Raw genomic sequence first — 20,238 nt, forward strand, 5'->3', positions numbered from 1 at the left:
GTGTGGAAATGGAAAACTTATGGGTATTTGGTTTTCAAGCTTTATGGAGTCCGATTTTTTTATTATTTATGATCTCGATTCTTATTAGTTATTTTTTAATTATTGGACCATATAGAACGCGATTTGAAAATGCGACGAAGGTAAGTAAGAAGCAAATTTTTTATTTTACGACCGGGATTGTTCTTTTGTATTTTGTAAAGGGAGGACCTATTGATTTAATTGGTCATATTATATTTAGTGCACATATGTTTGAGATGGCAGTAATGTATATTGCGGTGCCTCCGTTATTACTGCTTGGTATACCTGTTTGGTTATATCGTTATATTACTTCTTTTAAGTTCGTTCAAATTGTGATAAAGTTTTTTGCTAAGCCGCTTATTGCGTTGTTTGTATTTAATGGTCTGTTTTCCTTTTATCATTTGCCAATTGTTTTTGATGCAGTAAAACAAAGTCAAATAGCGCATCCTATTTGCCTTGCTATATTGTTTTTTGCAGCAATGATGATGTGGTGGCCGATGTTAAATCCACTGCCAGAATATCAAACTTTAAGTGATATTAAGAAGCTTGGTTATATGTTTGCTAATGGTATGTTATTAACGCCAGCTTGTGCGTTAATAATTTTTGCGACTGCACCATTATTTGCAACATATACAGATCCGGCCGCTTGGATGAAGGCAATGGAACTCTGTGTACCGGCGGGTACTTTATCAGATTTAAATATAACTGGACCAGAATTTTTACATTGGATGCCGGTAGTACAAGACCAGCAAACAGGTGGTATCATTATGAAAATTGTCCAGGAAATAGTGTACGGTACGATTATCGGTTATGTGTTCTTTAATTGGGCACGTAGAGAGCGTGAAAAGGATAAAGAGCAGCTGCAAGAGTTACCTCCTTATTTGCAGACGAAATAAAAACTAGCGCATCGTGTTAATGCGCTAGTTTTTTTGTTATTCAATAATTTGAAATTCTTTTAACTCTTTTTCAATATTTTGTAGGAGTTGTTCACTTTTTTGAAGTACATTCGTTGGGAAAATCTCATCATCTCCATATTCAACGCCATGAGGATAATAATGTTTTCCTAATAAGGGTGGCAATAGTTTTACTTGAGCGTGTCTGCCACCGATGTCACCTTCAACAGCAAATCCTTGTACACGTAAATAATAAATATCCTTTAATATTTCAAATTTATAATCATATGTAACGCGTTCGTAATCCCATTGTCCAGCAAGTACAAAATGATTGTTTTCCATAATCTCAGTTAAAAGAGTTAAATCAACGACTGCATCATTAAAGTTTGTATTTGTAAATTGCATAGAATACCTCCTTCTTTTAATGTTAGTGCATTATTTTTATAATAGTATGAATAATAAGAAAGTGCAATTCATATTGCGAGAAAAGGGATATTCCAGACTTTTTTCGTAAAAATATGATATAGTGAAAAGAGTACGGTACACACAAAAAAGGAAAGAAAAGGATTTGTGTATATCTCGATTTTATGCTTTGTTCAGGAGGTATATCGTTTGAAGAAATTATTGCGTATCGTAATGATTACATTTTTAATTTTAGCTGTTGATTTATACGGGAAGTTACTCGTATCACAATATATATTAACCCCATCTCACTCTAAGCAAGAAAATAAAATTGTGAAAAAGAAGAAGCAAGTAAATGAAGAATCCACAGATACTGTTTTAAGTATGATTGGTGGGGATTCTGAGAATTTATTAGCGAAGTGGGGCGAACCGTCTCGAATAGAGCCGTCTGCTTATGGATATGAATGGTGGGTGTATAACCAAGATTTAGCTCAGTATGTTCAATTTGGAGTCGCTGAACGTAAAGTTGTAACGGCGTATGTTGCTGGTGAGCAAGTTAAGGTGGCTCCCTATTATATAAATGAAAAGTATGAAGAGGTATATAAAAAGAATCCACTTTCACATGAGATTTCATTAAAAAGAGGAAAGAATAGTTATCAATTTGAGTTATCTGATACGGAAGTAATGGAACAACCGCTAGTACCTGTAGAAGATGGATGGGCACAATTATACTTTGATCACTTTACACATGAGCTTGTTGGTCTTCGTTATATGGATGATGAAACGTTATTACGACAAAGACCATATCAACTTGTTTATTCAGGTGAATTAATAGCGGAACAGCCGCTGACGCCAGAAAAAATGAAGCAAGTTGAAAATGGGAATATGCAACAAATTCTCGATTTAACAAATGTTATTCGAAGTCGTCATCAATTACCGTTGTTAACATCGGACCAACAAACTGCAGATGTTGCATTTGGCCATAGTAAAGATATGAAGGATAATAATTATTTTTCACACGATTCACCTACTTTTGGTACGTTAGGAGATCGTTTGCAACGTGGGCAAGTGGCTTTTCAACTTGCTGGTGAGAATATAGCGGCGCAACATAGTGATGGAATTGCGGCGGTACAAGGTTGGTTAAATAGTGAGGGGCATAGAAAGAATTTATTAAATGAACAATTTACTGGATTAGGTGTTGGGGTATATGATAAATTTTACACTCAAAACTTTATCCGAAAATAAAATGAAACTTTAATCAGTGGGAGTCTTACTGTCCACAAATAGGGAGATAAAAAGGTGCATGAATCGTCTAAAAATAGGCGAACCATGTGCCTTTTTTTTCTTACAATATAGTAGATATACATGAAGAGGTGAGGATTATGCCAACAACAAAAGGGCCGTTACATCCATCGGTTCAACAGTTTAAAGAGTTTGTAAACCATCACCCTAAAATGGTTCATGAGGTTAGAAGTGGTCAAAAAACTTGGCAGCAATTTTATGAAGAATGGTACTTACTTGGTGAAGAAGATCAAATATGGACAGCGTATAGACCTGATGGAGCACCTGCTTTTTCTTCGGTAAAAGAAAAGAAAGAAGAAAAAGAAAGTCGAACAGAAGAGGAAAAAACTGCTGATGTGATGGGGCAAATGCTTTCTTTCTTTAAAAAGTTAGACGTAGAACAAATGCAACATCATTTAGCAAATGTAACGAGTGCGATTGGTAGCGTGCAACAAGTTATCCAACAATTTCAAGGGAACCGTGCGCAGCAAGAACAAAGTACTTCTGAAAATAATCCTTTTTTCTTTCAAAAGGATTAGGGGGAAAGAGGATGAGAGCAGAGCTTATGGAGTTTATAAAAGCTGATGAGGATTTAGCTCGCTATATTCGGGAACAGCCATACTGGTACCGGAAATTGACGCGTAACCCAGAAGAAAAAGAAGCTTTTGAGTTAGCTGCCATGCAGCATTTCAAAAAAACGATACCAGATAAAGTGGAAAAATTTCAAAATCAATTGGCGGTTGCTTCAATTATGATTGATATGTTCCAGTATATGAAGCAGCAAAATACGACGTAATTGGAAGGGAAAACTATGTCCGTTATGCAAAACTTTTGTTACAATAGAATCGCATTATTTAAAAAAGGAGTTGCAGCATGACGGAAATTTGTTTAGTACGACATGGACAAACTGATTGGAACTTTCAAGAGATTATTCAAGGGCGCGAAGATATTCCACTTAACGAAGTTGGGAAGAAGCAAGCGAGTCAAAGTGCAGCAGCCTTGCAAGCGGAATCGTGGGATATAATTATAAGTAGTCCGTTAATTAGAGCGCAAGAAACAGCTAAGGAAATTGCTGGGGCTATTGGATTACCATCTATTTTATTAGATGAGCGATTTATGGAACGTAATTTTGGGGAAGCTTCTGGGAAATCAGTTGCGGCCGTTAGAGAGTTAATTGCAGAAGGTAATGTAGAAGGAATGGAGCAGGATAAAGAAATTGTAGAGCGCTGTTTTACGGCTTTACAAGAGGTTGCAGCAGCACATGGAGATAAACGTATTATCATTGTTGCGCATTCACATGCAATAAAAGCTATTTTACACGCAATTGCACCAGATGAAATTACATTTAAAACGCCGTTAAAAAACGCATGTATTAGCTACGTGAAAGAGAATAGCGGGAAATGGGATGTTCTTAAATATAATATTGCGGAGCATATTAGTGTATAAGAGTGCAAGGGGATGGTATGAAAAGTAGTTAGAATCATATCTTTCTTTTAGGTGAGATACTTCAATTAGTAGTTCTGTTCCAAATGTGTTATGATGAATACTCGGAGGTGTCTCTCATGATTGTAGCGACGCTGGAAAGCGTATTGATTTTAGATAAGGCAGAGCAGCTTGCAAAAGCGATTATCTGTTCAGATATAGCAGAAGATTATCGTAAGTATTATAAGGATTTACAAGAAGATATAGAAGTTCAGACGCTAATTCATCAATTTACAGTGATGAAAGAGCGATACGAAGAAGTGCAACGTTTTGGTAAATATCATCCTGATTATACTTTCGTTTCGACGAAAATGAGGGAATTAAAGCGTTCTGTAGATATGCATGATAAGGTTGCAGCCTTTAAAAGAGCAGAAACTGCTTTACAAAAGTTATTAGATGAAGTTAGTGTAGCAATAGGTTCTGAGGTGTCACCTTCCGTTAAAGTCCCAACAGGAAATCCGTTTTTTGATGCGGGTGGCTGTGGCGGTGGTTGTGGTACCGGAGGCGGTTGTGGTTGTAAAAAAACGGGGTAATTTACCCTGTTTTTTAGAATATAGAAGAAAACGTATACAGAGTTTGTCCTTTAATGTCATAAATTTTTGATTGGTTTTCATAAAATATAAGAATATAAGTTTTTAAAAGGAGAAGATGGAGAAGATTATGTTCGGGCAACGACAAAGTATGATTGTTTATTTACATTCATTGAAACATGCCAAGATTTTAAGGAAATATGGTAACATTCATTACATATCAAAACGTTTGAAATATGCCGTTGTATATTGTGATATGGAACAAATTGAGCATATGATGCAAAAATTGAATAAACTTCCTTTTGTGAAAAAAGTAGAACAGTCGTATCGCCCATTTTTAAAAACGGAATTCGAAAATTCGCGTCCTGATCGGGCAAAAGAATACGATTATAGCTAAATAAAAAAATCCCCTGCTAAATTTAGCAGGGGATTTTTTTATTTGAAATAACGTGTTATTTCATTGGAGGAATGAAATTGTTCATTCGTAAAATACCAATTAGATGATTAAAAAATAGTTCTTTTTCAGGGAAAGTTGTTGATGGTTTTACAGTAAAGGGAGTAACTTTTTTCCCTATTTGTTCCGCCATTTCTTCAAATAAAACGACACGTTTACTTTTCTTATTTTCAAGTAAAGGAATGCCTTCACGACATATGTATAATGGTTGGAAATCACCAGTAGTTGTCGGTTTTAGTATTACAACAAGTGAACACATTTTTTTTTCGTTTTTTACAGTTTCGAATTGTAACATATGTGTTACACGTTCTTGGTTTGTTTTGGCAATTTCAAGTAATTCATATAAGTCAGAGTAGCCTTCTCCGAGTTCTATAAAGCGTTGAATCATATTTTTTCCTCCTCTTTCTTTTACTGTACCATCTCACTTTTTAAATGAAAAGTAGACAAATAAAAAAACCCTGCAAAGCAGGGCCCTTCTAATACTAGTATGTACTACTAGTAAGAAGGCAAAGGGAGAGGAGAAACCGGAGGAAGAACTTATGGGGAAACGTAAGTCTTCTCCGCGGTTGGCAACAACATCGAAGATGATGTTGTTATATTTATTTATGTCCAATCTGAATGAAGATATACATAATGAAATTAAAATTTATGTTAGGCTTTTTATTTTTCTTTTTTTTATTTTATGATAGGATAAAAAAGGTAAAGTGGAACTGATGTACATAAAGGGTTTTTGTTCGCAAATAGTGAGATGAATATGCAAGAAATAGCGAACGGTTATTTTAACTAAAGTTCTCTATAGGTTAAGTAACGAATTAGTGAAGAATTGTATGGTTTGGTAGCGGTTACTGACTTGAGATGGATTTACTGTAATCGCTCGATAGATTGAAATAAAGGTAGTGACAACAGATGAGAGTAGTTTCAGGAAAATGTAAAGGGCACCCACTTAAAGCGGTACCTGGTAATACAACACGTCCAACGACAGATAAAGTGAAAGAATCTATTTTTAATATGATAGGTCCTTATTATGATGGTGGTATCGCTCTTGACTTATTTGGTGGTAGTGGTGGTCTTGGAATTGAGGCCATAAGTAGAGGGATTGATAAAGCGATTTTTGTTGACCGAGATAGTAAAGCGATAAAAGTCATTCATCAAAATTTAGAAAGCTGTAGAATACAAGAACAAGCTGAAGTGTATCGAAATGATGCGGAACGTGCGGTAAAGGCGCTTATAAAGCGTGAAATATCATTCGATCTTATACTAATAGACCCTCCATATAAAGGTCAAAAAATTGTGTCTTTAATTAGTGTGATAGATCAACATGGATTGTTAAATGAAGATGGCATCATTATGGCAGAGCATGGGGATGACGTGGTTTTACCTGATTCAATAGGAGAACTTGTAAAAGTACGGGCAGAAAACTATGGGATTACAGCAATTTCGATTTATAAGTATGAAGGTGAGGGGACAGAATGACAAGTATAGCTATTTCTTCAGGGAGTTTTGATCCAATTACCCTTGGACATTTGGATATTATTAAAAGGGGAGCAAAAGTATTTGATGAAGTATATGTAGTTGTTTTAAACAATTCATCAAAAAAACCATTCTTTTCGGTAGAAGAACGCCTAGAGTTAATTCGAGAGGCGACAAAGGATATACCCAATGTAAAAGTTGATTCACATAGTGGATTATTGGTGGAATATGCAAAAATGCGTAATGCAAATGCAATATTACGTGGTTTGCGAGCGGTTTCTGATTTTGAATATGAGATGCAAATTACTTCAATGAATCGAAAATTAGACGAAAATATCGAAACCTTCTTCATTATGACAAATAATCAATATTCATTTTTAAGTTCAAGTATTGTGAAAGAAGTTGCGAGATATGGGGGAAGTGTAGTAGACCTTGTTCCTCCGATTGTAGAGCGTGCTTTAAAAGAAAAGTTTCAAACCCCGTTAAAGTGAACGGGGTTTTTCTTTATGAATGCGTAAAAACAATAAGATAACATATAAATATAAACAAAATAAGGTGAAGATTGGTCCGTAGTGTATAAATGATGTCCAAATATCAGTTAGTGTGTAAGAATGATTCAATAAAAATACGGGAAGATCTTCTTGCGTAGGCGAGAAAGAATGAACTTTTTCATAAAATGGCCCCCAAAATATAAAAGTGAAAATAGGAGCGAGAATACTTTGGATAATTCGAGCTAAAAAATATGGTTTAAAGCGGATATCTGTCTCCGCTAATATGCTTGCTACTTGTGCCTGAATAGAAAGGCCGCTAAATGCTAAAATGAAGCTTGTTACCATCGCTTGTTGAAGAAGTGTTGATTCATTAATTTGACTAATCATTTGGCTTCCAAGCGTCATTTCAAAAATACCGGATAATATCGGAATACTAAATTGGGATGTAAGTTGGAAGAATGATAAAATATGTTGCATAATAAAAGAAAGCGCTTCTGTAATTTCGAAAACAGTAATCATTTTATTTAAAACAGAGAATAAAATAATAAACCCACCAATCATGAGCAATGTTTGAATAGAAGAAACGATAGCGTCACCGAGTAGTTTTCCAATCGGTCTTTTTTCTTGCATACGTGTTTGGTGGAGGATGGAAAAAGGGTTTTGAAAGGCACGCTTTTGATTCGTATGTTTGTCTTTTATGTAAGTATCGTTATTACCATAAAAGCGCATAAGTAATCCGACGATAAAGTTACTTATATAATGTGCTGCTGCTAATACGAGCCCTAATTTCGGATTATTGAAAAAACCAATAGAAACCGCTCCGAAAATAAAAAGTGGATTAGAAGAATTTGTGAAAGATACGAGTCGTTCTGCTTCGATTTGTGTTAGTTGATTGCTCTTGCGTAGTCTAGCGCTTAATTTGGCGCCAGCAGGGAATCCTGAAGCCATTCCCATTGCCCAAACAAACCCACCTACCCCTGGAACACGAAACAGTGGACGCATTAGTGGTTCTAATATAACACCGATAAATTTTACAATACCAATACTGATTAGAAGTTCCGCAATGATGAAAAACGGTAGTAGTGAAGGGAATACAACTTCCCACCATATATTTAACCCGCGAATTGAAGCTTGCAAAGCAGCTTGGGGGTGAAGTACAAGAGAAAAGGTTAAAAATAACATTGATATGGTAAGAAAAGCAGTTTTCCATTTTTCGTACATGTAAGAAAATCCCCCTTTGTCCCAAAAACGTTCATTTCAGTATACGTGGATATGTGGTGAATTTAGACCATAAGTATGAAAAAGGAATGAAAAAAATTAAAGGGTGAGAAAAATGAAGGAACCGAAAATCGGTTTAGCGCTTGGATCCGGAGGTGCAAAAGGTTTTGCTCACATAGGGGTAATAAAAGTATTAAGGGAAGCTGGTATCCCTATTCATATGATAGCAGGTAGTAGTATAGGAGCGTTAATTGGTACATTCTATGCAGCGAGTTGTGACGTTGAAAGACTGTATAAATTGGCAGCTGTTTTTAAAAGGAAATATTATTTGGATTTTACAGTTCCTAAAATGGGATTTATTGCTGGAAAACGTATCAAAGATATGATTAAAATGTTTACATATAATAAAAATTTAGAAGAGTTAGATATCCCGACGGCTGTTGTGGCTACTGACATTTTGAAGGGGGAAAAAGTTGTTTTTACAAGCGGTCCGATTGCGGAGGCGGTTCGAGCTAGTATATCTGTGCCAGGGGTGTTTGTTCCAGAGAAAATAGATGGCCGCTTATTAGTGGATGGAGGGGTAATTGACCGTATTCCCGTATCGGTTGTAAAAGATTTAGGGGCTGATATTGTTATTGCTGTAGATGTATCTCCAATTAAGGTGAATGGAGAGGTTACATCGATTTATGATGTAATTATGCAAAGTATTGAAATTATGCAACATGAACTTGTGATGAATCGGCAAATAGCATCAGATTTAATGATGCGGCCAGCAGTAGAACAATTTAGTTCGCGTGCTTTTACACATATTGAAGACATCATTCGGGTCGGAGAAGTGGAAGCAGAAAAACACATTTCAAACATTTATTTACTAATTGAGCAGTGGAAGGAGAAACATAATGTTTAAGCGTTTTCGGTTTATATATGCAATTTTAATAGGGGTTATATTGGCGATGCTACTTGTTTATGTACGTTTGCCATACTTTGTGACAAAACCAGGTATGGCCGCAAAATTAGCGCCGTACGTGCAAGTTGATGGTGGTACTAAAGAGTCTGGTGATTTTATGCTTGTCACTGTCTCAATGGGGCCTGCAAATGTTGTGAACTTAATAGCCGCGCAATTTAATAAATATACACACGTTTCGAAGGCGGAAGAAATATTGCAAAAAGGTGAGAGTGATGAAGAATATCAATTTCGTCAAGATTATGCGATGAAAGATTCACAAAACGCTGCAATTTATAATGCATATAAACGTGCAAATCGCTCTGTTTCTTTTGAAAATAAAGGTGTACTAGTGGCTGGTGTAGCAAAGGGTATGCCGTCAGAAGGAAAGCTTAAGCTTGGAGATGTTATAGTAGCTGTCGATGGAAAAACATTCGATAAGACGGAACAATTTATTGAGTATATGACAGGGAAAAAAGAAGGGGATACAGTAAATATTGAATACAATCGGGGCGGAAAAAAGTTTAAAGAAAATTTAAATGTAAAGACAATCCCTAATGGGAATGGACGCGTCGGTATAGGGGTCTCTATCGTTACGGAAAGAGAGTTAGTAGTAGATCCGAAAGTGAAAATTGATTCCCATGAAATAGGAGGCCCGTCAGCAGGGTTAATGTTTACACTAGAAATTTATAATCAGCTCGTTGAAGAAGATTTAACAAACGGACATGAAATAGCTGGAACAGGTACAATCAATGATAAAGGAGAAATTGGTCCAATTGGTGGTATTCAGCAAAAAGTAGTAGCTGCTAGTGATGCAGGAGCTGAAGTGTTTTTTGCACCAAATGAAAAAGGTGTAGAGAAATCGAATTATAAAGATGCTCTTGAAGCTGCGAAAGATATTAAAACAAAGATGAAAATTGTACCGGTGGACACACTGGATGATGCATTAACGTATTTGGAAAAAATGGATAGAACAAAGTGAACCTCTCTGAAGAAGAGAGGTTTTTCTTATAGGAATTTTTTCGTTATTTCATCATAGCGAATTGGATGATGCGTTGCGTCTTGTTTTAGCAGTTGTGTCCGCAAAGGTTCTTGCATTATGGAGAAATATACAGCATTTGATTTTCGTTCTATGTCTAAAGTCGGATGTTCGAATGTTTTTGTATGAGTAAGGATTGGGAGTTCTATTTTTTTCTTATTTTTAGAAAGATAAGTTTGTCCCTTTTGTGACATTCCGAGAAGACGGATATACGGCGCATGTTGCTCTATATTTGCTTTGTGTATTTCTTCCTTCGTTGTATTTGTTAAAATATGTGTACAAGCTCTTTGTAATCTAGTCCATGTATAACGTTTTGTTTTTAATGCTTCCATGAATGAATAGAAAGATGAACTGTTTTGTATTTTTGATAAAATACGATGCTCTAAACCTTCTTCCATTTCATATATATGTTGTAAGTCCTCTGAAGACATCGTCATAAGTTTGTATTTAAAAAATGAAAAGTATTTTTCCCAGTTATGTAACGTCCCGTAGTTTTGCTTGTAGTTTTCTAAAAGAGAAGCAGTCATTTTCGGGATAAAAGGCTCAATAGTTGTAGAGGAACTGTTTTCATTAAATAGCTGTTTGCGAATACTTGTTGCACTTGCAATATGTTGATCGTGAAATGTTTCATCATGATAATGAGAGGCGAATCTTTTTATAGTTTGTGCTTGCATGGAACTATTTTGTAAGAGAATGGCTTTAATATACTGTAAGCCTAAAATGTTATTTGGTTGTGACATATCTACGTTTTTTTCGGGTGGTAAGATGTGTAGAAAGGCTTCAGATGTAGCTTTTGCATAACTATTACCTGCATTCATAAATTGCTTCACAAGACGATTAAAAGTCTTTTCTTCATTTTTTTGTATAGCGATGGTAGTGTAGAAATTTTCAGTTTGTCCATCTTCACTACCAAAACAAATTTCGGAAACACCAAGGGCGTTTAAAATCGAAATTGCGCCATTTGCGAAAGTTTCGGCCTTTTGTGTTGCGAATGCATAAGGAAGCTCTACAACAAGGTCTACGCCGTTTGTTAAGGCCATTTTAGTACGATACCATTTGGAGATGAGTGCGGGCTCACCACGCTGCAAAAAAGGACCACTCATAACGGCGATAATAATATCAGACTGTGTTAACTTTTTTGTTTCTTGCACATGATAAGCATGACCGTTATGAAAAGGGTTATATTCGACAACAATACCACTGGATTTTATGGTAATCTCTCCTTTCGATGTAGCATCTTTTTGGAAAACGTGATAATGTATATATTATTTCCTATGATGACTTCATTATAGTGTAAAGAAAAAACATTGACAAATATAAAATGGCTAGCTATAATTTTGTTTGTTGCCTTGAGGTGATATGATATGAAATGGTCCATCCATCAATTGAATAAATTGAGAAATAAAGGATTGACATTAAATGAAATGGTAGATGTAAGTGAGCTAAAAGAGGTCGAGAAAGATATTCGTGAAATTAATCCTGTTCATGTAACAGGAAGAGTTGATTTTGGCTCCGGTAAGTTTACGTTTCATCTACATATAACTGGAAGCATGGTTTTACCATGTTCTCGCTCTTTAGTAGATGTGACATTACCATTTGACATTAAAACAACTGAGGTGTTCCAAACTTCAGAAGAAGAATTTGAAACAGAAGCTGAAATTCATTGTTTAGAAGGAGAAGTACTTGACTTACTGCCCGTAATCAAGGAAAATATACTTTTGGAGATTCCAATGCAAATTTTCAGTGATGATGTTTCTGGTGGAGCACCGATGCAAGGTCAAGACTGGCAAGTGATTTCGGAAGAAAACAAAGAAAAGACTGTTGATCCAAGATTAGCAGGACTTGCAAAGTTTTTTGACAAATAATCGGAAGACTGGTTTAGGCCTTCATATGAAAATAATTATTTCTTTTAAGGAGGTGGGAAGAATGGCTGTACCTTTTAGAAGAACTTCTAAAACAGTAAAAAGAAAGCGTCGTACGCATTTCAAATTATCAGTACCTGGTATGGTAGAGTGCCCAAGCTGTGGTGAAGCGAAATTAGCTCACCGTGTATGTAAAGCATGCGGTACTTACAAAGGTAAAGAAGTAATCAGCAAGTAATTGCGAAAAATAAACGTAGAAGATATCTTCTACGTTTATTTTTTTTGTCTTATTCTTTATTTGTTGTATTCTATCTTTTCTAGTAACTGCATATGCTTAATAAAAAATGCATAGGGAGGACTAGAGAGATGGCGACAACAAGACAAGATGCTTGGACTGATGATGAAGATTTGCTTCTGGCAGAAGTAGTACTCCGGCATATTCGTGAAGGTGGAACGCAACTTTCCGCTTTTAAAGAAGTGGGGAGGCATTTGTCTCGTACACCTGCAGCTTGTGGATTTAGGTGGAATTCTTACGTTAGAAAGCAGTATAAAGAACGTATTGAAGAAGCAAAGCAACTTCGTAAGGTAGAAAATTATGAAGTGAAAGAGACAACGGTATTAGAGCCGAAATCTATTACATTGAATGATGTTATTGAATTCTTGCGAAATTATAAAGATGAAAGCTCTTTAATGGTGTTACAACAACAAATTGAATCGTTACAAACAGAGAAAGAACGTCTTCTGGAGCGATTATCAGTATATGAGGAAGAATATAGAACATTACTTGATTATATTGATCAAAAAAGAAGTGTAATGGTAGCAGAAAGAAATGGCGCTCGCTCGAATGGAGAATTAGAAAAATTAAAGAAATAAAAACAGCTGCGTAACAGCTGTTTTTTTTATTTCTTATGCAGATTCTTCGTTTGTAATCGCATTCGAATTTGTTTCTGGTTGCCAAATATAAAAATCACCATTAGTTACTGATACTGGCTGGAAACTTAATTTATCCCAAAAACCAGCTGACTGGATACGTGCTATCGTTTTAATTGGGAATTGTAGTTGTTGCGCATAATTAACAAGCATTTGTCCGAATCCTTGTTTTTGAAAAGTCGGCAACACTTCAAGTTTATAAAGTTCTAGGTAAGTACCTGTAATTTCAAATGGTTCTCCACCGTTCCTTTTCATGTATAGACTCATACGTGCGATTAGCGATCCTCCATAATAAATACCGTAAAATGGAGACTCACTATCATTTTCAATAATGTTTGCTTGTAATTCTTCCAACATGGATAGTTCTTGAGCTCCGCACCCTTTAAATTTTTTAAATTCATCTAATGTTTTATAATTGATGAGCAAGCGTTCAACTTTTGGGAATCCCATTACATCACATCCTTTTCTTATCTTGTTGAATACAGAAAAGTTAAAATATTTATAATAATATTATAACTCATTTTTTAATTTTTATGAAGAAGATAGAATATTTCTTTCATTATTTTTTTGAGGATTTGCTAAACTAAGAATAGAACTATGTATATAGGTAGTATATACATAGTGAAAGAAGAGGTTGCATTTGTTACAAGATAATTGAATCCTCAACTATGTAATTGTAATTTAATAAGATGTAAAGGGGGAAGGGCAAGGGGACTTATATCACTTGTTAATATGAGTTCTTTGTGTGAAGATGAAAATTGGAATTGTTGGACCGGGAGCTATTGGTCTCCTATATACATTTTATTTACAAAAAAGCAATCAAGATGTTACGTTGTTTACAAGAAACGCTGAGCAAGCAGAAGAATTAAACTTAACGGGTGTAACTTGTATTAGGAATGGAGAACGTGAAACAGTATTTCCATCTATTTTACCGATAGAAAGTATGCTGGATAAACAGTTAGATTATACATTTATTGCTGTAAAGCAATATCATATAACTGATATATTACCTTTTGTGCAGGGAGAATCGTCATTAATCTTTTTGCAAAATGGAATGTCACATCTTCAAGTTATGCAAAAAATAGGAAATGAACGTATAGCAGTCGGGATTGTGGAGCATGGTGCAAAAAAAGAGGATGGACATACAGTTCATCATACTGGAATAGGTGTTACAAAGTTTGGTGTAGTGCGTGGTCAATCTAGTTGTTTTAAAAAGGTATTTAATTGTTTTCCTTTTGATTATTTTCCGATTCAAATAGAAGATGATTGGAAGGGGATTATGCGCAATAAATTAGTAGTCAATGTATGTATTAATCCATTGACGGCATTATTGCGGGTTGAGAACGGAGAGTTAATTTCAAATCCGTTTTTTTATCAAATGATGGAGCAAGTATTTCAGGAAGTTGCATTTCTTGTTAAAGAAGAAGATAAGGAAATGGTATGGCAAATGGTATGCCAAGTATGTGAAAAAACATCTCATAATATTTCATCTATGTTAGCGGACGTAAGAGCGAATAGACAAACGGAAGTTAATGCGATTGTTGGATATGTACTAGAAGAAGCTAAGGAACAACAACAATCTGTTCCGACACTTCAATTTTTGTTCAATGCAATAAAAGGAATGGAATTATAAGTGTTTTTCTTTGCTTTTACGTGAAACATTGACTACAATGTGGGTTGGTGAGAGAACAGGATACGAAAGGAAGAATTATATGGAGATAAAAGAGATCTCTGTTCCACTACAAGGTGTTGTAGCGGACTATATGAACGGTAAAAAAGAGATACAGTCATGTTTTGATTATCTGTTAACAGAGGATGCTTTTAAACAGCGATTACATGATTTACGTGAGAGAGAGTTTTTCCGTCAAGATTTAGTAACGCATTTATTAGAATATAATACACAATTGCAAGCGGGAGAATTTACAATTCAAAATATAAAAGCGCTTGAAGATGAAAATACATATGTAGTTATAGCTGGACAACAAGCTGGGTTATTAACAGGTCCGCTTTATACAGTGCATAAGATCATTTCAATTTTACAGCTTGCAAAAGAAAAAGAAGAGAGCTTAGGGGTTCGGGTTGTTCCTGTCTTTTGGATTGCTGGTGAAGACCATGATATGGATGAAATTAATCATACATTTGTAACGAAAAATAAAAAAATAAAAAAGACCATTTTTCATGATCGTTATCCGAAAAAGGCGAGTGCTTCTGAGTCTGAACTTTCTATTGAAGACTGTAGAAAATGGGTCGAAGAGATTTTTAAAACATATCCGGAAACGAATTTTACAAAGGATGTATTACAATTTGTTGAGGATGCTTTAGGTCAATCACATACATATGTAGATTTCTTTGCGCGCCTTATTACGAAAATGTTCGCAAATTCTGGTTTAATTCTTGTAGATTCACATCATCCTGCATTAAGAAAATTAGAAGTGCCGTTTTTACAACAAATTATAAGTAAATATAAAGAAATTCAAGTAGCACTTCATAATCAACAGGAAGTAATTAAGGAATTAGGATTTAAACCGATTATTGAAACGAAGACAAATGCAGTGCATATATTTATGGAAATTGATAATGAGCGAGTATTGCTTGAAGAGCATCAAGGGAAGTTTATTGGAAAAGATGGAGTGCATTCATTTTCGTATGAAGAATTGATGGAAGAGATGGAAAGAAGTCCAGAACGCTTTAGTAATAATGTTGTAACGCGCCCTCTTATGCAAGAATATGTGTTTCCTACGTTAGCGTTTATTGGCGGTCCAGGGGAGTTAGCTTATTGGAGTGAATTGCAACAAGTGTTTCATACGGCTGGTTTCCAAATGCCACCTGTTGTTCCACGCATTACAATTACTTATATGGAGCGAGATATAGCGACAGATTTATATGATTTAGATTTGCAAGAAATTGATCCATTTCTAAATAATATAGATAATCTGCGTGACAATTGGCTTTCTGATCAAATAGAGGAACCGATAGATGAGCGATTTATAGAAGCGAAAAAAGAAATAATGGATATCCATACATCATTACAACAATTCGTGAAAAAAATAGATCCAGGGTTAAATGAGTTTGCTGGGAAAAATGAACTGAAAATTAATGAGCAAATTGAACTGTTAGAAAGAATGTTGAAAAGAAATGTTGAGAAGAAACATGAGGTTCAACTGAATAAATTCCGCCGTTTACAATTTGCACTTCGTCCATTAGGAGCACCGCAAGAACGTGTGTGGAATGTGTGTTATTATTTAAATCAGTTCGGCCTTGATTTTGTTGACCGGGTAATGGAACAATCTTTTTCATGGGACGGAAAACATCATGTAATAAAACTATAAAATCTTGCTCTTTTGAGCAGGATTTTATTTTTATTCTGTTGAATTAACTGTGAAGTGGAATATTTCTGAATTATCCATCTTATGTTATTGTAATGAATCGCTATGTATCAGGTATATATATATGACAAAATAGCACAAAATGTAAACGGATTATTATCTTTTTCGACAGGTTTTTGTTTAAATTCCCGCAAAAAATGATTAAATTTAGTATATAATAAAATAAAATAGCGATTTGTATAGCGTACTACCTTGTTGGAAGTTAAATGAGTCGTTCTTTAGTAGCATTTCATCCTCTAGTAGTAAATTATGTTTGTAGAGTGAGAAATGTATTTAACATAATTAATTGGAAAAAGAGTAGGTGCAGCAATGTTCAAACACGTAACAGTACTTTTGAAAGAAACAGTAGATGGCTTAGATATAAAGCCGAGTGGTACATATGTAGATTGTACACTGGGTGGAGGAGGACATAGTTCTTATTTATTATCTCAGCTAACAGATGGTGGAAAATTAATAGCATTTGATCAAGATGAAATAGCGATTCAAAATGCGAAGGAAAAATTTTCTTCTTATGGTGAACAATTTGTAACAGTGAAGAGCAACTTCCGTTATTTATCTGAAAAACTACATGAATTAGGTATCACAGAAGTAGACGGGATTTTATTCGATTTAGGTGTTTCATCCCCACAATTAGATACACCAGAGCGTGGCTTTAGTTATCATCATGATGCACCGTTAGATATGCGGATGGATCAAGATGCCCCATTAACAGCATATGATGTTGTGAACAGCTGGTCATATGAACAACTCGTAAGAATTTTCTTCCAATACGGCGAAGAAAAATTTTCAAAGCAAATAACAAGGAAAATTGAAGCGTATCGCGAGAATAAGGCTATTGAAACGACAGGAGAATTAGTGGAATTAATTAAAGAAGGTATTCCAGCTCCGGCACGTAGAACAGGTGGACATCCTGCGAAGCGAGTATTCCAAGCGATTCGTATTGCTGTAAATGATGAATTAAAAGTATTTGAAGAAGCGTTGGAATCTGCAATTGGTATGGTCAAGCCTGGTGGAAGAGTTAGTGTGATAACATTCCATTCTTTAGAAGATCGTATTTGTAAAACGACGTTTAAGCGAAATAGCACAACGCCGCAATTACCAAAAGGACTACCGATTATTCCGGATGAATTTAAGCCGAAATTAAAGCTTATTACAAGGAAACCGATTTCACCTTCTGACATTGAATTAGAAGAAAATAATCGAGCGCGTTCTGCGAAGTTGAGAATCGCTGAAAAACGATAAAAAGGAGAGAGAGGTATGACTAATTTAGCTGTAAAGTATAAACAACAGGCGCAAGAAGAGGTACAAATTCAAGCGCCGCCACAGCAGATGGTTAAGCCAAAAGTAAAAACGAAAATTACAAGAATTGAAAAACTGTTGTACGTAACGTTTATTGGATTTTTATTATATGCTTGTGTAGCTTTTATTGGGAATAAAGCGGGTCTATATCAAGTTAATGTAGAAGCAGCGACGATAGAAGAAGAAATTGTGAAAAAACAAAAGGAAAATCAAGAATTGCAGGCTGAAGTAGAGAAGTTAAGTCGTTATGAACGTATCGCTGAAGTTGCAAAAAAACACGGGCTAGAAATTAATGCGAATAATGTGAAAGGCCTAAAGTAAGGCAAATAGGTGTGAAGAAAAGATGAAGAGAAATATGACCAAATTTCATACCAATAAGGGAGCAGGTTATTTTATGATATTTTTCCTCCTGCTCTTTTTGCTGTTATTAGCCCGATTTTTTTACATACAAGTAACAGGAACAGTGGACAATCATGATTTAAAGAAACTTGCTGAGCAGAAACATAGTAAAAAGGGAGTTCTCGAAGCGAATCGAGGAACAATTTATGACCAAAATGGTCATGTCCTAGCGCAAGATGCAAATTCTTATAAACTTGTAGCCGAGTTAAAAGGAGCTAACGCCGTTAAGGACAAAGAGGATACTGCAAAGAAAATTGCAGGAGTACTCGGAAAAGATGAAGATAAAATTTTAGCTACTTTAAATAAAGAAGACAGAAGTCAAGTGGAATTTGGAACATTAGGTAAGGACTTGACGAAAGAAAAGAAAGAACAAATAGAAGCATTGAAATTGCCGGGAATCTCTTTTATCACCGAAAATGCGAGAGTGTATCCAAACGGTGATTTCGCATCTTACGTCATAGGTCATGCCAGCCCTGATGAAAACGGAATCGCAGTAGGTCAATTTGGCTTAGAAAAGAGTTTAGATAAGTATTTAGGTGCTTCTAATGGTGAGGTAGCTTATACAGGGGACCGTAAAGGAGTATCTCTTGACGGCGGGAAAGTGAATGTAAAGGCACCTAAAAATGGAGATAACGTGTATTTAACGCTTGACCAACGTATTCAAAGTTATTTAGAAGACGCAATGAAAGAAGCGAGTAAACATTATGAGCCAGAAAATTTAATTGGAATTGTAGCGGATCCAAAGACGGGAAAAATATTAGCGATGTCTAGTAAACCTAGTTATGACCCTAATGATCGTCAAATTAAATATTTCTTTAACGACGCAATTGCAAATGCATTTGAACCGGGATCAACAATGAAGATTTTCACATTAGCAGCGGCGATTAACGAAGGTGTATACAATGGACAAGACTTTTATCAGTCTGGTACATATCAAGTTGGTAATCGCAAAATAAAAGATCATAACGGCGGCGCTGGATGGGGTTCTATTACTTTTGATGAAGGGGTAGAGCGCTCTTCAAACGTAGCGTTTGCAATTTTAGGTGATCAAAAACTTGGTCCAGATCGTTTCCGAAAATATATTCATAATTTTGGATTAGATGAAAAAACAAACATTGATTTACCTGGTGAAGGGTCAAATACAATTTTATTTGATCAACAAATACAACAAGTAACAACAGCGTTTGGACAAGGTTCTACAGTTACACCAATTCAACTTGTACAAGCTGCAACAGCGATTGCAAATGATGGGAAAATGATGAAACCTTATACAATTGATAAAATTGTGGATCCAATAACAGGTAAAGTACAGCTAGAGCATAAACCAGAAGAAGTAGGAAAACCTGTTTCCAAAGAGACAGCAGCGCAAGTAAGGCAATTACTAGAACGTGTTGTTACATCACCGAAAGGAACAGGGACTGCATATAAAATTGATGGGTACTCAGTCGGGGGTAAAACAGGTACAGCACAAATTCCTGACGGGAAAGGTGGCTATATGACGGGAAGAGAGAATTATATATTCTCATTCTTAGGTATGGCACCGATGGACGATCCGCAACTTGTTGTGTATGTGGCCGTTAAACAACCAAAATTAAAAGATGATGAAAACGGGGCTAAACCTTTAGCTGATATCTTTAAATATGTAACGAAAAATAGCTTAGAGTACTTAAAGATTAAGCCAAATGAAGTAAAAGACCCGAAAAAATATGTGAAAGAACAACAAACTGTCGTTCCAGATGTAACCGGAAAAACGATGGAAGAAGCGAAAAAAACAATTGATAAAGCAAAACTTCGTCCAATCGTATTAGGTGAAGGTAAAGTGCAGCAGCAAGTGCCAAAAGCAACTGAACAAACATTAAAGGGTGATCGAGTCTTCTTAGTAGGAGATAAACCTACAATGCCAAATATACAGGGGTGGGCACTGCGTGATGTTATGAATTTAGCAAAAACATTAAAGCTTAACTTAAAACCTTCTGGTACAGGGTATGTAACGGAACAAAGTGTGGCAGAAGGAACAGTGTTGCAACCTGGTACAGAATTAGGTGTAACACTCGTACCACCACTTGAGCCGCAGCAAGAAGCAGAAAAGCCATAATGGTAATAGGGAAGAAGTTCTAATTAAATAAGTACAAGCATATATT

The 20,238-nt window shown here is 35.5% G+C and carries 24 protein-coding genes; 19 read left to right on the top strand and 5 right to left on the bottom strand.

Annotation, left to right across the window (positions count from 1 at the left end):
* Positions 1 to 8: 8 nt before the first annotated feature.
* On the top strand, positions 9 to 914 hold the full coding sequence (gene ctaG / locus MKX77_RS05240) for a cytochrome c oxidase assembly factor CtaG (protein WP_002111473.1): 906 nt from the start codon (positions 9 to 11) through the stop codon (positions 912 to 914).
* A gap of 36 nt (positions 915 to 950) precedes the next feature.
* On the opposite strand, the gene MKX77_RS05245 is transcribed toward ctaG, so the two are convergent.
* Positions 951 to 1,316 (bottom strand): YugN family protein, encoded by a 366-nt coding sequence (locus MKX77_RS05245; protein ID WP_002066906.1) that lies wholly within the window; start codon positions 1,314 to 1,316, stop codon positions 951 to 953.
* Between the two features lie 207 nt (positions 1,317 to 1,523).
* Here MKX77_RS05245 and MKX77_RS05250 point away from each other — a divergent pair, with 207 nt between their 5' ends.
* The 6 genes from MKX77_RS05250 to MKX77_RS05275 all read left to right on the top strand — a co-directional run bounded on the left by MKX77_RS05250 (position 1,524) and on the right by MKX77_RS05275 (position 5,003).
* A complete protein-coding gene (locus MKX77_RS05250) occupies positions 1,524 to 2,558 on the top strand; it encodes a CAP domain-containing protein (RefSeq protein WP_078172907.1) in 1,035 nt (344 codons plus the stop codon).
* Positions 2,559 to 2,695: 137 nt separating this feature from the next.
* Positions 2,696 to 3,133 carry a YlbD family protein gene (locus MKX77_RS05255; RefSeq protein ID WP_215554009.1) on the top strand — a complete coding sequence of 146 codons (438 nt, stop codon included), beginning with the start codon at positions 2,696 to 2,698 and terminating at the stop codon, positions 3,131 to 3,133.
* An 11-nt stretch (positions 3,134 to 3,144) separates the two neighbouring features.
* Entirely contained in the window at positions 3,145 to 3,390 is a 246-nt protein-coding gene (locus MKX77_RS05260; RefSeq protein ID WP_002014770.1) for a YlbE-like family protein, read from the top strand.
* Between the two features lie 77 nt (positions 3,391 to 3,467).
* Positions 3,468 to 4,040 carry a histidine phosphatase family protein gene (locus MKX77_RS05265; RefSeq protein WP_215554008.1) on the top strand — a complete coding sequence of 191 codons (573 nt, stop codon included), beginning with the start codon at positions 3,468 to 3,470 and terminating at the stop codon, positions 4,038 to 4,040.
* Positions 4,041 to 4,156: 116 nt separating this feature from the next.
* Positions 4,157 to 4,609, top strand: a complete 453-nt coding sequence (locus MKX77_RS05270) for a YlbF family regulator (protein WP_341305983.1) — start codon at positions 4,157 to 4,159, stop codon at positions 4,607 to 4,609.
* A 127-nt stretch (positions 4,610 to 4,736) separates the two neighbouring features.
* Complete coding sequence (locus tag MKX77_RS05275; protein ID WP_002088292.1) at positions 4,737 to 5,003, top strand: YlbG family protein; 267 nt, start codon at positions 4,737 to 4,739, stop codon at positions 5,001 to 5,003.
* A 55-nt stretch (positions 5,004 to 5,058) separates the two neighbouring features.
* Here MKX77_RS05275 and MKX77_RS05280 read toward each other — a convergent pair whose 3' ends face one another.
* Complete coding sequence (locus MKX77_RS05280; RefSeq protein WP_002111466.1) at positions 5,059 to 5,448, bottom strand: DUF7147 family protein; 390 nt, start codon at positions 5,446 to 5,448, stop codon at positions 5,059 to 5,061.
* 518 nt (positions 5,449 to 5,966) lie between these two features.
* On the opposite strand from MKX77_RS05280, the gene rsmD reads away from it, so the two are divergent.
* Together rsmD and coaD are read left to right on the top strand one after the other, a co-directional pair.
* Positions 5,967 to 6,533 carry a 16S rRNA (guanine(966)-N(2))-methyltransferase RsmD gene (gene rsmD / locus MKX77_RS05285; protein WP_341305984.1) on the top strand — a complete coding sequence of 189 codons (567 nt, stop codon included), beginning with the start codon at positions 5,967 to 5,969 and terminating at the stop codon, positions 6,531 to 6,533.
* A complete protein-coding gene (gene coaD, locus MKX77_RS05290; protein ID WP_000200601.1) occupies positions 6,530 to 7,021 on the top strand; it encodes a pantetheine-phosphate adenylyltransferase in 492 nt (163 codons plus the stop codon). Before rsmD ends, coaD begins: the two co-directional genes overlap by 4 nt.
* Here coaD and ylbJ read toward each other — a convergent pair.
* A complete protein-coding gene (ylbJ, locus tag MKX77_RS05295) occupies positions 7,013 to 8,242 on the bottom strand; it encodes a sporulation integral membrane protein YlbJ (protein ID WP_016106037.1) in 1,230 nt (409 codons plus the stop codon). The two genes, coaD and ylbJ, sit on opposite strands and share 9 nt — an antisense overlap.
* Before the next feature lie 112 nt (positions 8,243 to 8,354).
* Between ylbJ and MKX77_RS05300 the strand changes: the two genes are divergently transcribed.
* Positions 8,355 to 9,146, top strand: coding sequence for a patatin-like phospholipase family protein (locus tag MKX77_RS05300; protein WP_002160692.1), 792 nt, complete (start codon positions 8,355 to 8,357; stop codon positions 9,144 to 9,146).
* The gene (locus MKX77_RS05305) at positions 9,139 to 10,164 is read left to right on the top strand and encodes a SepM family pheromone-processing serine protease (protein WP_215554005.1); all 1,026 of its coding nucleotides are present in this window, start codon (positions 9,139 to 9,141) and stop codon (positions 10,162 to 10,164) included. Before MKX77_RS05300 ends, MKX77_RS05305 begins: the two co-directional genes overlap by 8 nt.
* 26 nt (positions 10,165 to 10,190) lie before the next feature.
* Here the strand turns inward: MKX77_RS05305 and MKX77_RS05310 are convergent, their stop codons facing one another.
* Complete coding sequence (locus MKX77_RS05310; RefSeq protein ID WP_341307932.1) at positions 10,191 to 11,432, bottom strand: nucleotidyltransferase; 1,242 nt, start codon at positions 11,430 to 11,432, stop codon at positions 10,191 to 10,193.
* 153 nt (positions 11,433 to 11,585) lie between these two features.
* Here MKX77_RS05310 and MKX77_RS05315 point away from each other — a divergent pair, with 153 nt between their 5' ends.
* From MKX77_RS05315 to MKX77_RS05325, 3 genes are all read left to right on the top strand, one after another.
* A complete protein-coding gene (locus MKX77_RS05315) occupies positions 11,586 to 12,086 on the top strand; it encodes a YceD family protein (protein ID WP_000872151.1) in 501 nt (166 codons plus the stop codon).
* 61 nt (positions 12,087 to 12,147) lie between these two features.
* Positions 12,148 to 12,321 (top strand): 50S ribosomal protein L32, encoded by a 174-nt coding sequence (gene rpmF / locus MKX77_RS05320; RefSeq protein WP_001984764.1) that lies wholly within the window; start codon positions 12,148 to 12,150, stop codon positions 12,319 to 12,321.
* 128 nt (positions 12,322 to 12,449) lie between these two features.
* The gene (locus MKX77_RS05325) at positions 12,450 to 12,956 is read left to right on the top strand and encodes an RsfA family transcriptional regulator (RefSeq protein ID WP_002146023.1); all 507 of its coding nucleotides are present in this window, start codon (positions 12,450 to 12,452) and stop codon (positions 12,954 to 12,956) included.
* A 33-nt stretch (positions 12,957 to 12,989) separates the two neighbouring features.
* Here the strand turns inward: MKX77_RS05325 and MKX77_RS05330 are convergent, their stop codons facing one another.
* Entirely contained in the window at positions 12,990 to 13,463 is a 474-nt protein-coding gene (locus MKX77_RS05330; protein WP_215554004.1) for an N-acetyltransferase, read from the bottom strand.
* 295 nt (positions 13,464 to 13,758) lie between these two features.
* Between MKX77_RS05330 and panE the strand changes: the two genes are divergently transcribed.
* The 5 genes from panE (at position 13,759) to MKX77_RS05355 (ending at position 20,192) form a co-directional block, all read left to right on the top strand.
* Entirely contained in the window at positions 13,759 to 14,646 is an 888-nt protein-coding gene (panE, locus tag MKX77_RS05335) for a 2-dehydropantoate 2-reductase (RefSeq protein WP_341305985.1), read from the top strand.
* 79 nt (positions 14,647 to 14,725) lie between these two features.
* Positions 14,726 to 16,342 carry a bacillithiol biosynthesis cysteine-adding enzyme BshC gene (gene bshC, locus MKX77_RS05340; protein ID WP_341305986.1) on the top strand — a complete coding sequence of 539 codons (1,617 nt, stop codon included), beginning with the start codon at positions 14,726 to 14,728 and terminating at the stop codon, positions 16,340 to 16,342.
* Between the two features lie 366 nt (positions 16,343 to 16,708).
* Positions 16,709 to 17,641 carry a 16S rRNA (cytosine(1402)-N(4))-methyltransferase RsmH gene (gene rsmH / locus MKX77_RS05345; RefSeq protein ID WP_215554001.1) on the top strand — a complete coding sequence of 311 codons (933 nt, stop codon included), beginning with the start codon at positions 16,709 to 16,711 and terminating at the stop codon, positions 17,639 to 17,641.
* A 15-nt stretch (positions 17,642 to 17,656) separates the two neighbouring features.
* Positions 17,657 to 18,019, top strand: a complete 363-nt coding sequence (gene ftsL / locus MKX77_RS05350; RefSeq protein ID WP_002111445.1) for a cell division protein FtsL — start codon at positions 17,657 to 17,659, stop codon at positions 18,017 to 18,019.
* 22 nt (positions 18,020 to 18,041) lie between these two features.
* The gene (locus MKX77_RS05355) at positions 18,042 to 20,192 is read left to right on the top strand and encodes a penicillin-binding protein (RefSeq protein WP_435868533.1); all 2,151 of its coding nucleotides are present in this window, start codon (positions 18,042 to 18,044) and stop codon (positions 20,190 to 20,192) included.
* Positions 20,193 to 20,238 lie beyond the last annotated feature (46 nt).

The organism is Bacillus sp. FSL R9-9410 (assembly GCF_038050385.1).
In the GTDB taxonomy this organism is placed as follows: Bacteria; Bacillota; Bacilli; order Bacillales; family Bacillaceae_G; genus Bacillus_A; species Bacillus_A cereus_U.